Raw genomic sequence first — 13,094 nt, forward strand, 5'->3', positions numbered from 1 at the left:
TACATTTTTAAGCTTGGTAGACGGATTTCGCATAAAAGAAAATATTTTAGCTACTTCTGGGTTTATGCTCGCCACTGTGAAGTGCTTCACGGCCAAAGGCAATGAGGTGATCGGCCTCAATATTGATTTTTACAACTTCATTAAGGGCAAAATCGCGGTGGCTGGGCAAGAGCGCTTCTACGTGGCTGCCAGTAGGCAGGCGTAGGGTGTAAAGGGTTGCACTGCCAGAAAATACTTTCTTTTTGATGGTGGCGCTAATGCCGCCAAAATCGCTGAGCACAACGTCGTCGGGGCGCAGTAATACTTCGACGGGGGTGCCTTGTGGCCACGCGTAGGCGCGGTTACCCATTAGGGTGCCAAGCTCCGTGGTAACGGTATTCAGTTCGGCGCCGATCACCCCTGGCAAGAAGCTGCCTTCGCCGATAAAGTCGGCCACCAAGCGATTGCTGGGCTCGTGGTAGAGATTAAAGGGCGTGTCCCACTGTTGTAGCTTGCCGTTGTAGAGCAGGCCAATATTGTCGCTGAAGGCAAAAGCCTCGAGCTGGTCGTGGGTGACGAGTATGGCGCTGATGCCCAGCTCTTTAAGGATGTCGCGCACCTCTAAACTCAGGCGCTTGCGCAGTTCGGCGTCGAGATTGGAAAAGGGCTCGTCCATTAGCAGCAGGTCTGGGCTGGGAGCAAGGGCGCGAGCAAGTGCCACTCGCTGCTGTTGGCCGCCGGAGAGTTCGTGAGGGTAGCGGTTTTCTACCCCTTCTAAGCGCACCAACTCTAGCAACTGTTTTACCTTGTGCTGCTGGGCTTGATTACTCTGTTTGCTAAGGCCAAAGCGAATATTGTCAAACACGTTTAAATGGGGAAACAGCGCGTAATCTTGAAACACCATGCCGATGCTGCGCTGCTCGGGAGTAATTATCTTACCCGGTTCGCTCAGGCAATTGCCGCGCAAATTTACCGTGCCCATAGTGAGTGGCTGAAAACCGGCAATGGCGCGCAAAATAGTGGTTTTGCCGCAGCCGCTGGGGCCGAGCAGGCTGCAAATATCGCCGTCGTTAACGTGAAAGCTAACATTGTCGACCACGGAGATGCCTTCGTATTGGCATTGGATGTTTTTTACCTGCAACACGGCTTAGAGGCCGCTGTATGCTAGACGGGAGACGGAAGACGCAAAAGCGGGCGCGGCTTTGCCGCGCAATGCTGAGTCTACGGCGTAGCCGTCAGGCCTTAGCGTCTCCCGTCTCCCGTCCAGCGTTAAGCTAAGCATTAGGCCCGCGCCTTAAGCAGCAAAAACTCCATCAAGGCCTTTTGCGCGTGTAGGCGATTCTCCGCCTCGTCCCAAATTACGGTAGTGGGATCGTCCATTAGCTCGGCGCTAATTTCTTCGCCGCGTTTGGCGGGCAGGCAGTGCATATACAGGGCGTCGGGGTTGGCCAAATCCATCAGGGTGCGATTGATCTGGTAGCCCGAGAGTTTGCGGCGGCGCTCGGCTTTTTCTTCTTCCTGGCCCATGGATGCCCAGACGTCGGTAACGAGTAGGTCGGAGCCGCGAGCGGCGTCTACTGGGTCGCGGAATATTTCCACGCGGCCACCTGCTTTGGCAACGATGTCGGCGCGGGGCTCAAAGCCCTCTGGGCAGGCAACTTTCAGCTTGAAGTCAAACTGCATGGCGGCGTGAATATAGGACTGGCACATATTGTTGCCATCACCTATCCATGCAACTTGTTTGCCCTTGATGCTACCGCGGTGTTCGATAAAGGTTTGGATGTCGGCTAGCAGCTGGCAGGGGTGGTGGTCGTCGGTTAAGGCATTGATGACCGGCACGCTGGAGTGGGCGGCAAAGCGCTCAATAATGCTGTGTTCAAAGGTGCGCACCATAATAATGTCGCACATTGATGAGATCACGCGGCCGCTGTCTTCAACCGGTTCGCCTCGGCCCAATTGGGTATCGCGGGGCGACAGGAATATAGCGTGGCCACCCAAGTGCGCCATGCCCGCTTCAAAAGAAATGCGGGTGCGAGTTGAGGCTTTCTCAAAAACCATACCCAACACGTGGTTAGGGAATTGCACGCTGGTTTTGCGGGCTTTGTGCTCAGCTTTGAGTTGAATGGCGCGCTGCATTAGGGTTTCTAATTCAGCAGGGCTCAAATCCATGAGGGTTAAAAAATGTCTTAATGCCATGCGGCTACCTTTGTTGCTGAACTGGCTTTACGCCGCGCTAGAAGCTGGCCACTGACTAATCAGCGGGCAGAGAATGGCGAGCAACTCGTCTATTTCTTGCTGGTTAATAATTAGCGGTGGCAGTAAACGCACCACCCGCTCCGAAGTCACGTTGATGAGCAAACCTTTTTCTAGCGCTTGGGCAACGAGGCCCGCGCAGGGCGTGCTTAGCTCAATACCGATCATCAAACCTTCGCCGCGAACTTGCTTAACGTGGGCTTGATCGGCCAATTGGGTTTTTAAAGCGGCGAGCATGTAGCGGCCATTCACGGCGACGGTGTTTAGCATATTGTTGGCGCGCAGGGTGTTTACCACCGCGAGGCCAGCCGCGCAGACCAGCGGATTGCCGCCAAAGGTGGAACCGTGATTGCCGGGCTGAAATAGGCTGGCGGCTTTGCCGTGGGCCAAACAGGCGCCAATCGGTACGCCATTGCCTAAGCCTTTGGCTGTTACCACAACGTCGGGCATGATGTTGCTGTGCTGATAGGCAAAGTATTTGCCGGTCCGGCCATTGCCGGTTTGCACTTCATCTAGCATCAGCAGCCAGTTGTGTTTGTCGCAGAGCGCGCGCAATTGCGAGAGAAAACCAGCAGGCAACATGTTAATGCCACCTTCGCCTTGAATGGGTTCAATTAGCACTGCGGCTATGCTGTCATTGTGTTCAGCAATGTTTTCTAGCGCGGCCAAGTCGCCAAAGGGCGCGCGAATAAAGCCTTGCACCAGTGGTTCAAAGCCCGCCTGAATTTTGCGGTTGCCCGAAGCGGTAAGGGTGGCCAAGGTCCGGCCGTGAAAGGCCTGTTCCATAACAATAATATGCGGCACTTCAATATTGCGTTTGTGGCCGTGCATCCGCGCAAGCTTGATGGCGGCTTCATTGCCTTCGGCGCCAGAGTTGCTAAAAAACACATTGTCCATGCCGCTCACTGCGCACAGCGCTTCGGCGAGTTCTTGCTGCTTTTGCACAGAGTATAAGTTTGAGGTGTGCAGCAACTGGCCAGCCTGCGATTGGATGGCTTCGGTCACGGCGGGGTGGGCGTGGCCCAAAGCGTTTACGCCAATACCGCTAATGCCGTCTATATAGCTTTTGCCCTGTGTGTCGAACAGTCGCACACCGGCGCCCCGGGTAAAACTTACCGGTAGGCGTCCATAGGTGTTCATTAGTGCCGGCTGTGTCATCAACAGATCTCCATGCGCCGAATATGCAATAAAATTGCAAGTGAGGCGCAAATAAAACAGTACAAAGGGTTTAAAACGCAAAAAGGCAGCCAGCGCTGCCCAGTCAGACCCTCAATAGTATAAGGAACGCAGCTGGATTTCTAGGCCTGTGAGTGTAAATCCGTGGATCTATGCGCAGGCTTAAGTCAGTGTTGGCATACCGCTGAGGCCGCCGCGAGTAGTGGCTGCGGGCACTGGGTGGCGTCAGTGGCTAAGGTCATTAGTCGCCCCACACTTTTTGGTAGAGTGCGATAATTTCATCGGTGCTAGGCACGAGAGGATTGTTCGCCGGCGAGCCCGAGTCTAGCGCTTGCTGCGCCATGGTCGGCAGCGACTGCTGCCATTGCTGCGCATTAATACCGAACTGCGCGGGGCTGGGCACGTCGAGATCGCGGCACAGCTGGCGCAGACCACTAACGAGTTGTTGATTGGCGAGGTCATCGCTGTCGTCGGGGCTGGCCAGTGCCATGGCGCGTGCGCAGTCGGCGTAGCGGGCGGGCGCGCCGGCAATAGACCACGCGGTAATCTCGGGCAGCAGCATGGCATTGCTGAGGCCGTGGGGAACATGAAACAAGGCGCCAATCGGCCGGCTCATGCCGTGAATAAGGGTGACCGACGAGTTGGAAAACACAATGCCGCCCTGGGTCGCGGCCAACATCATTGCCTCTCGCGCTTGGCGATTATCGGGTTGCTGGCAGGCCGTGCGAATGTGGCGGTTGATCGAACTCACCGCGGCAAGGGCCATGGTGTCGGTGAAGGGCGAGGCCTTTTTGCTAACGTAGGCTTCTAGGGCATGACAAAGACTGTCGAGGCCGGTGTCGGCGGTTAAGCGCCAGGGCATATTCATGGTCAATTCAAAATCGACTAGGGCCGCAATAGGCATTAGGCCAAGGCCCATACACAGCATTTTTTCTTGGCTTTGGGTGTCGGTAATCACCGCGACGCGGGTGGCTTCTGAGCCTGTGCCGGCGGTGGTGGGAATAGCAATGATTGGCAGGCCGTCGTCAATGGTTTGCGGCACTTTGTAATGGCGCATGGGGTGTTCGCGATGTGCCATGCAGGCAATGGCTTTGGCGGTGTCGATAGTGCTGCCGCCGCCAAGCGCGACCACACAGTCGTGTGCGTTTGGCCCTTGTTTTTGTTTGAGCACCGCCAGCCCAGCGGCAACGGCGTCGGTGGTGGGGTCGGGCACTACGCCGGTAAAGCTACTGTGTTGAATACCGCAGTCATCAAGCTGGCTTTGCAGCGTGTTCAGCCAGCCGAGGCTAACAATAAAGGCATCGCTCACCAGTAGGGGGTGCTTGAGGTTTAGCTCCTTTAATACCTCGGGGAGCTGGCGGCTGCAGCCTGCGCCAATGCGTAAAATTCTGGGTAAATTGATATTGGCTGTCATACAGGGCGCTCTTTTTATGTTGCGGACTATTTAATCCTGAGTGGCTTTGAAACACAAATGCAGTGTAGTCAGTGAAAACTTTTTTGACCCATTTGGGTGCGTTTTCAAATTGCTCTGCTATACAAAGAGGGGTGAGCTTTGGCTATTTAATAAGAAATACCTTCAGTACGGGGAGTGCATAATGAAAAATAAACGATCTTCTGGGCATGCCATTCTCGGCGCCTCAGTAGCGCTGGGCTTTGCTGCTGGCGCGCCGCTGAGCCATGCGGAGTCGACGCGGGTAATCGAGGAGGTACTGGTTACCGCCCGTAAGCAATCCGAGACATTGCAAGATGTGCCGTTTTCAATTGCGGCGATGACCGAGGGCAAATTACGGCAGAGCGGCGCAACTGATCTGGAGTCGATGGCAAACAATGTTGCGGGTATCTCTATTCAAAACCTCGGCCCCGGCCAAAGTCAGGTGGCGATTCGGGGGATCTCGGCGGGGCAGATTGTGCGCGACCAACCCGGTGTGAAGGAACAGGTTGGGGTGTATATGGATGAATCAGTGATCTCCATGTCGCTGTTTACGCCAGATTTAGATTTTTACGACATCAATCGTGTGGAAGTGTTGCGCGGTCCGCAGGGTACCTTGTTTGGCTCTGGGTCTTTGTCGGGCACCATTCGCTATATTACCAATCAGCCAGATTTTGAAGCGCAGAGTGGCTCGCTGCAACTGGGCGGCGAAACAGTAAAAGACGGCAGCGAAGGCGGCAATATCAAGGGCCATTGGAATGTGCCCTTGAGCGATACCGTGGCATTGCGGGCGGTGGGCTATTACCAGCAATACGCTGGTTATATTGATGCCCGTCAGCCTGATGGCAGTGTTAAGCAAGATGTAAATGAGGGGAACCGCGAGGGCCTGCGCTTAGCAATGACCTTTAAGCCTAGCGAGGCCTTAACAATCACACCTAAATTTGTTTACCAGTCTATTGAAATGGACGGCTTTAACCGCGAAGACCAATACAATATTCTCGCTAATCCCTATACCGACCCAGGCAGTCGTGCGCCGGTTACGCTTGGCGAATACGAGCAGTTCACCCAACTTCAAGAGAAGTTCGAAGACGACTTTACCCTGTTTGATTTAACGGTAAATTACGACTTGTCAGACAGCCTAACGCTAACGTCGGTGACCTCTTATACCGATCGCGATGTGCTGGTCTTACGTGATGCCACTACTTTGAACGCCAGTATTGTTGGCGGTTCCTACGGCGAAGCAGAGCCGATATATACTTTGGATGCGCCGCTATACGACACCACCACTGCCGAGGTCACTACCCAAGAGCTGCGCCTGAGTTCAGCGGGTGACTCTGCGCTGCAGTGGGTTGGCGGGGTGTTCTATAGCGATGTGCGGCGCGACTACGCGCAGTCCTTGCTGGTCACTGGTTTTGAAGCTTCTGGGCCAGTACATGCCGATTTGTCAGGTACCACCGCAGGGGCAAGGGCGAAAACCGACGAGCTGTATTTCTCTGAGGTTCCCTACAAGCTTGAGCAGTTTGCAGTGTTTGGTGAATTGTCTTATGACTTTAGTGATAAGACCACCGTCATTGTTGGTGCGCGTTGGTTTGACTACGAAGAGACGCGGGAGCTGACCTTTGACGGTATTTACACCGCATCGGTTATCGACAAAAAAGGCAAGGTCTCGTCCGATGGTGTGTCGCCGCGAGTAATGGTGCGCCACGACCTGAACGACGATGTGATGATTAACGCGCAGGTGTCGCAGGGCTTCCGCCTTGGCGGTATTAATGACCCACTGAATGCTCCGCTGTGCAGCCCCACTGATTTAACGACCTTTGGTGGCAACGATACTTGGGATGATGAAAAGCTAACGAACTATGAAGTGGGGGCCAAATCGACGCTCTTTGGTGGCGCGGCAACCTTGAACGTGTCGGCGTTCTACAGCGACATCAAGGATCTGCAGGCCACCGTTGTTGCGGGCTCATGCTCGTCGCGACTGGTCTACAACGTTCCCAAGGCGCACAGCCAAGGCTTTGAAATGGAGCTGTTTAGCCGTCCCCTTGATAATCTGGAATTTGGTTTGTCGGGTAGTTATGTGCAGGCCGAGTTGGACTCTGAAGTGACCTCCACCACGGGTGGCGTGACCAGCGTTGTGGGTGGTATTCGCGATGGTAACGAACTGCCGACCGCGCCAGGTTTTCAGCTAGCGGCAACCGCGACCTACTATTTTCCGATTGTTGACGCGTGGGAGGGTTATTTTACTGCCACCTATCAAAATATCGGCGCTCGCTACACCCAAATAGCCGATCAGGAAAATGGCGGTCAAGGCAGCGCAACACTGTTCTCTGGTGTTGGCGGCCCCTTGTCGCAATCGACCTATGAATACGATCGCGAACTGCCCGCTTACCAAATCGTCAATCTGCGTTTGGGCGCAAAAACGGATCAGTGGAATACCGCACTGTTCATTAATAATGCAGCCGATGAGAAAGCGATACTATCGCTAGACACCGAGCGCGATGGTCGCGGCAGAGTTGCCTACCACGTTAATCAGCCGCGCACGATTGGCCTTAGTGCGCGGTATGACTTTTAAACTCGCTTTTTTATAGCGTCACTTGCGGCCCTTCGGGGCCGTTTTTATTTCTGCCTCATTGGTATGCCCGCTGATATTCGCGATAATGCTGTTTTCTCAATCTATGGAAATTTGCCATGGCCGCGCCATCTGCCAAGCTCGACCCCGTTAAGCTCGGCTTGTTTGTTAGTCGCATGGAGTCGGTGTGCGAGGAAATGGGGGCGGTACTGCAGCGCGCCGCATTCTCGCCGAATATAAAAGACCGTCTCGATTTTTCTTGCGCTATTTTTGATGCCGCTGGCCACTTGTGCGCCCAAGCCGCTCATATCCCCGTTCACCTAGGCAGCATGGCCTATGCCATGGCCGATATTGTTGGCACCTGCGAGTGGCGACTCGGTGATATGGTAGTGGTAAATGATCCTTTTTTAGGTGGCACTCACTTACCTGATGTGACGGTAATTGCGCCGTGTTTTGACTCTGCTGGTGTGTTGCAGGCTTTTATTGCCAACCGTGCCCACCATGCCGACATTGGCGCGTCTGCGCCGGGTTCCATGCCCTTGTCTAAAACCTTGGACGAGGAGGGCGTGGTGATTCCGCCCACCGTATTGGTGCGTGATGGGGTCTTGGATAAGGGGCTGCTAGATACTTGGTTTGGCGATGGTCAACACGGTGATTTTATTGCGCAAGTCAGTGCCAACCGCACTGGCTTGTTGCGCTTAAATGAAGTGATGAGTACCTTGCCGGTTGATTTTGCCGTGGCGGTCGATCAGCTTCAGGACTATGCCGACGGCATTGCGCGGCGGCGCTTGGCCGAGTTGCCCAGCGGCAGCTTCGCGTTTACGGACTATATGGATGACGATGGCTTTGGCCACCAACAACTGCCAATCGCGGTAAACATTAAATTAAGCCCCGAGGGGGTTCATGTCGACTTCAGCGGCACTGCGTTGCAGGTTGAAGGCAATATCAATTGCCCGCTGTCGGTGGCTGCCGCCGCGGTGTATTACGTGTTTCGCTGTTTAATGCCAAATGAGGTGCCAGTGTGCGCCGGACTCTTTCGGGCTATTTCCTTAAGTGCGCCCGAGGGCTGTTTGCTCAATGCTCAGCGGCCGGCGGCGGTGGCGGCGGGCAATGTGGAAACCTCAATGCGCATCACCGATGCGGTATTGGGCGCGCTTGCGCAAGCGGCGCCGGAGCTGATTCCTGCCGCCAGTCAGGGCACCATGAATAATGTTGCTATGGGTGGTCGCGGCGTGGGAGCCAATTGGGACTATTACGAAACCATCGCCGGTGGCATGGGCGCTCACGCGAGTGGTGCAGGGCTGAGCGCGGTGCAAAGCCATATGACCAACACCCTGAATACCCCAGTAGAGAGTTTGGAAATGCACTACCCTCTGCGAGTGCGCCGCTATGAAATACGCAAAGACTCTGGTGGCGCGGGTCACCATCGCGGCGGCGAAGGTCTAATTCGCGAGTTTGAGTTTTTAGCGCCAACTCAGTTTACCTTGCTCACCGAGCGCCGCCGACTCGCACCCTGGGGCTTGGCCGGCGGCAGCAACGGCGCGGTTGGTCACAATAGTTTTAATAGCCAAAGCTTGCCAGCCAAGGTCAGCATGAGTGCTGCAGCAGGTGATGTACTGAGAATAGAGACCCCTGGCGGGGGTGGTTGGGGTGGGTTGGGGCGTCTGACGTCGGAAGTCTGATGTCTGACGAAGCATCGCGAAATGCTAGACAGGAGATGGAAGACGCTAAGATTACAGACAGTGCATAAATTAACGCCGGACAGCGTGCTTAGGTTTCTTCATGCTGAACTTGATCCAACATCTACAATTCATGCTTTCAGCCGCTTTTTCGTTCGACGCCCGACGTCAATCGCCCGACTTTTTTAGCGTCTCCCATCTCCCGTCTAGCGTCTAGCGCGGCGAGAGCCATTACTTTTGCCCGCGATATTGCTAGAATAGTGCGAACTCTCCCCGATAAGCGCCGCAGGTGAATCAGGTCTTATCACTGTTATTCAACAAGTAGGTGGTCCATGGACACAATTGAAGCAATCAAACAGCAGATTACAGCCAATCCTATTATCCTTTATATGAAGGGTTCGCCAAACCAGCCTCAGTGTGGTTTCTCGGCACGGGCGTCACAGGCGCTAATGGAATGTGGCGAGCGTTTTGCGTTTGTGGATATTCTGTCTAACCCTGATATCCGCGCCAAAATGCCAGAGTTTGCTAACTGGCCAACTTTCCCACAGTTGTGGGTTGCTGGTGAGTTAGTCGGTGGTTGTGACATTATTTGCGAAATGCACGAAAGTGGCGAGCTGAAAACCTTGGTTCAAGAAACTGCCGCGACTAGTACACCTGCTGAATAAGCATCGTTTGTAAGTCGTTTCGAGAAACCCGGTGATTTAGTCATCGGGTTTTTTTATGCGCTCAATATAAATAGTAATGGGAATGCTTTGCATTTAGATTGCGACTTGCTATGCTTTGCCGCGTTTTGTAATGACACGCTGATGTCCTTGAGTGAAATTTAACAAAAAGCGGGCCGCAAGATTCCGCGCTACTAGACTGGAGAGTTTTCAATGAAAAAGACCGTATTAGCTGCGGCCATTGCGGCGTTGCCCTTTGCCGTGTACGCGGAAACTGCACCGACCAATGCCGAAATGTGGCAGATTATTCAACAGCAGCAGCGTGAAATTGAGCGTTTGACTGCTGAGCAAAAGCAAACCGACAGCAAAATTAATGCAACGGCAGATGCGGTAGAAAAATCAGCAACCGTTGCTGATTGGGCAAGTCGCACCACGATTGGTGGCTATGGCGAACACCACTTTAATCATTTTAAAGACAAAGACGACAAGGTAGATGCTCACCGATTTGTTATTTATGTTGGTCACCAGTTTAGCGATACCGTGCGTTTCTTCTCGGAAGTCGAAATTGAACACGGTTTCGTAGAAGACACCGATGACGGTAGCGGCCCTGGCGAGTTGGAGCTAGAGCAGGCTTACATCGCTTGGGACTTTACTCAAGGCCATACTTTGACCATGGGGCAATTCCTTGTGCCAGTGGGCATCCTAAACGAAACCCACGAGCCGGATACCTTCTACGGAGTTGAGCGCAACAACGTCGAAAAAGAAATTCTGCCCGCAACGTGGTGGGAAACTGGCGTGATGGCCAGTGGCGAAATCATGCCAGGCCTACGCTATAACGCAGCGCTACACAGTGGCTTAAAAATTGACCCTACCGGCAATGGCGCTATCCGTGGCGGCCGTCAAAAATCAGCTAATGCGACCGCAGAAGATCTGGCTTACACCGGTCGTTTGGTATTCAACGGTATTAGTGGTTTGGAATTGGCTGCGACCTATCAGCATCAGCAAGATGTGACCCAGGGCGCAGGCGATGACGGCGAAGCCGATTTGATCGAGCTGCAAGTTCGCTACCAGTGGCAGGCTCTGACTCTGACCGCCCTGGCCGCCGAGTGGGACATCAACGGCAATGATTTTGTTGCCAACGGCAGCGACAAACAGGAAGGTCAGTACGTTGAGGCTTCTTATATGCTCACGCCATCGGTAGGCGTGTTTGTGCGTCAAGGTGAATGGGATAACCGCGCCAACAGCGGCACTGACACCGAGGTTGAGCAGGTCGATGTCGGTGTTAATTACTGGCTGACTAAGAGCGTGGTTCTTAAAGCCGATATTACTGAGCAAGACGGCGCCAAAGATGATGACGCAATCAATCTTGGCTTAGGCTGGAGTTTCTGATTGGCCACCTGCTTATTTAGAGCACCAAAAAACCGCAGCGGGCTTATGCCCGCTGTTGTTTTTGGTGTGCTTCTAATTTTGCAGTTGATGGCAATGCCACCGGTACAAGCCGCTAGTGTGGGGCAGTACTTAACGGTGGACGAATTTTTGGGCTTGGGTTTTAGCGACAACGCCAAGCCAGAGCCAAAAGTGCTCTGGTTAACGCCGGAGTTAAAAGCGCAAATAAAATCGATTCGCGGAAAGGACTTCCCGCTGCTGCGGGTTCGGTATTGGCGGCAAGGTCAAAAAACCGCGTGGATACTGGAAGAGATCGGCAAGGAAATGCCGATTACGATTGGCGTGGTTGTTGATGCTGGCGGCGCAAGTCCAACGGTGGCGCGGGTCGAGATTCTGGCGTTTCGCGAAAGCCGCGGCTGGGAAGTGCGTCACGATTTTTTCACCGAGCAGTTTCGCGGCGCAGCGCTGACCGATAGCCATTTACTTAGTCAACATATCGACGGTATTACCGGCGCGACTTTATCGGTTAGGGCGGTAAAACAGGTCGCGCTTATTGCATTACTCCTTGCGGATGCGGTAAAACCCATGGCTGACCCTAACGCCGCGGAATAAGCAGTGAGCCCCTCTCGTATTTTTAGAATGTTGTTATTGCGTTGGCATCGCCGTATTGGCGTCGTCGTCGCGGTTTTTGTGGTGATGTTGGTGGTGACCGGTATCGCCATTAATCACAGCGCAGATTGGGGTTTGGATAAAAAGCCCCTTAAGCAAACCTGGCTACTAAAGCATTACGGCATTCCCTCGCCGGTTTTGCGCAGCTTTCCTTTAAATGAATCGCTTCCCAGTGGTGCTTGGATAAGCCAGCTTGGCGATGGTCTCTATCTCTCAGAAACCCAAATAGGCAGTTGTGATAGCCCGCTGATAGGGGCGGTGGTGTTGTCAGAAACGATCGCGATTTTATGCGCTGGGCGCCTGCAGCTATTTACCGGCGCGGGGGAGCAGCTCGACGATATTAGCGAGTCGCTGGGCTTACCGCGTGGCGCAGAGGCCTTGGCGCTTTATGGTGAGGCGGTATTGCTGCGCACTCCCAGCGGCGTGATTGCTTTTGACCCCCGCAGTTTTATGTTCTCGGCTGTGAATGTTGAGGGCGCGGTGTGGGTTGCCCCTGCGCTGGCGCCGCCCACTGTGCAGCGCAGTCTTTTAGATCAGTATCGTGGCAGCGGTTTAAGCTGGGAGCGTCTGCTGCTGGATTTACACAGTGGCCGCCTGTTTGGCTCTGTTGGGGTATTTATTATTGATCTTGCTGGCATTGCACTATTGCTTATCGCGCTGAGTGGGGTGTGGGTGTGGGTGACTAAGCCAGGCCGCTGGCGGCATTCCTGAGTTAAGGCTGTAGCGAGATGTTGACCGGCACTACGCGCTCGTTGCGGTGGGCGGTCAATGGCGCACTGCCCACTTCGTGCTACGGTCTAGCTTGTGATCCTTGGAGCGACCGAAATGAACTCAACCCTAAAAATGTGGCGCAAGCTGTCGCCGTATCCCGCTGGTAAATGGACGTTTTCTAAAGCGGTTTGCATGAAAGCGCCGTATTTTTCGACGATCAACCCCTGTTTTGAAGAGCTGGATGTTGGCCATGCCGTGGTCCGTATTAAGGAACACCGCGCGATTCACAACCATATTGGCAGCGTGCATGCGATCGCCATGTGTAATTTGGCAGAGGTCTGTGCTGGCGTGGTGAGCATGGTGTCGCTGCCGGAGGGTATGCGCTGGATACCGGCCGGTATGACCGTGCGCTACCTAGGGCGCGCCAAAGGTGTGTTGCGGGGCTACGCCACCATGCGGGAAATTGTCCCCGGCGAAAAAGGCTCAGTGCCGGTGATTGTTGAAGTAAAGAACGAAGCGGGCGAAGTGGTGTTTGATGCTGAGATTGCGATTCACGTGTCGCCAATGAAAAAGGCTTGATG

General features: G+C 54.1%; 11 protein-coding genes. 7 read left to right on the plus strand and 4 right to left on the minus strand.

Going from position 1 to position 13,094, the window contains the following annotated elements; all coding sequences use genetic code 11:
• Positions 1–46: 46 nt before the first annotated feature.
• The 4 genes from P1U47_RS06890 to P1U47_RS06905 form a co-directional block, all read right to left on the minus strand.
• Positions 47–1,123, minus strand: coding sequence for an ABC transporter ATP-binding protein (locus P1U47_RS06890; protein ID WP_301027934.1), 1,077 nt, complete (start codon positions 1,121–1,123; stop codon positions 47–49).
• Between the two features lie 137 nt (positions 1,124–1,260).
• Positions 1,261–2,175, minus strand: a complete 915-nt coding sequence (gene argF / locus P1U47_RS06895; protein WP_301027936.1) for an ornithine carbamoyltransferase — start codon at positions 2,173–2,175, stop codon at positions 1,261–1,263.
• Between the two features lie 27 nt (positions 2,176–2,202).
• Positions 2,203–3,390 (minus strand): aspartate aminotransferase family protein, encoded by a 1,188-nt coding sequence (locus tag P1U47_RS06900; RefSeq protein WP_301027937.1) that lies wholly within the window; start codon positions 3,388–3,390, stop codon positions 2,203–2,205.
• Between the two features lie 259 nt (positions 3,391–3,649).
• Positions 3,650–4,822 carry an iron-containing alcohol dehydrogenase gene (locus P1U47_RS06905; protein WP_301027938.1) on the minus strand — a complete coding sequence of 391 codons (1,173 nt, stop codon included), beginning with the start codon at positions 4,820–4,822 and terminating at the stop codon, positions 3,650–3,652.
• 181 nt (positions 4,823–5,003) lie between these two features.
• Between P1U47_RS06905 and P1U47_RS06910 the strand changes: the two genes are divergently transcribed.
• From P1U47_RS06910 to P1U47_RS06940, 7 genes are all read left to right on the plus strand, one after another.
• Entirely contained in the window at positions 5,004–7,409 is a 2,406-nt protein-coding gene (locus tag P1U47_RS06910) for a TonB-dependent receptor (RefSeq protein ID WP_301027939.1), read from the plus strand.
• A 116-nt stretch (positions 7,410–7,525) separates the two neighbouring features.
• Positions 7,526–9,088 carry a hydantoinase B/oxoprolinase family protein gene (locus P1U47_RS06915; protein ID WP_301027940.1) on the plus strand — a complete coding sequence of 521 codons (1,563 nt, stop codon included), beginning with the start codon at positions 7,526–7,528 and terminating at the stop codon, positions 9,086–9,088.
• A gap of 329 nt (positions 9,089–9,417) precedes the next feature.
• Positions 9,418–9,750, plus strand: coding sequence for a Grx4 family monothiol glutaredoxin (grxD, locus tag P1U47_RS06920; RefSeq protein WP_301027941.1), 333 nt, complete (start codon positions 9,418–9,420; stop codon positions 9,748–9,750).
• Positions 9,751–9,960: 210 nt separating this feature from the next.
• Positions 9,961–11,136: a porin gene (locus P1U47_RS06925; RefSeq protein ID WP_301027942.1), complete on the plus strand. Its 1,176-nt coding sequence runs from the start codon at positions 9,961–9,963 to the stop codon at positions 11,134–11,136.
• Positions 11,137–11,181: 45 nt separating this feature from the next.
• Complete coding sequence (locus P1U47_RS06930; protein ID WP_301027943.1) at positions 11,182–11,745, plus strand: FMN-binding protein; 564 nt, start codon at positions 11,182–11,184, stop codon at positions 11,743–11,745.
• 3 nt (positions 11,746–11,748) lie between these two features.
• Positions 11,749–12,513, plus strand: coding sequence for a PepSY domain-containing protein (locus P1U47_RS06935; RefSeq protein WP_301027944.1), 765 nt, complete (start codon positions 11,749–11,751; stop codon positions 12,511–12,513).
• 114 nt (positions 12,514–12,627) lie between these two features.
• Positions 12,628–13,092 (plus strand): hotdog fold domain-containing protein, encoded by a 465-nt coding sequence (locus P1U47_RS06940; protein WP_301027945.1) that lies wholly within the window; start codon positions 12,628–12,630, stop codon positions 13,090–13,092.
• Positions 13,093–13,094: the final 2 nt, after the last annotated feature.

It is taken from the genome of Zhongshania sp., assembly GCF_029212375.1.
Classification (GTDB): Bacteria; Pseudomonadota; Gammaproteobacteria; order Pseudomonadales; family Spongiibacteraceae; genus Spongiibacter.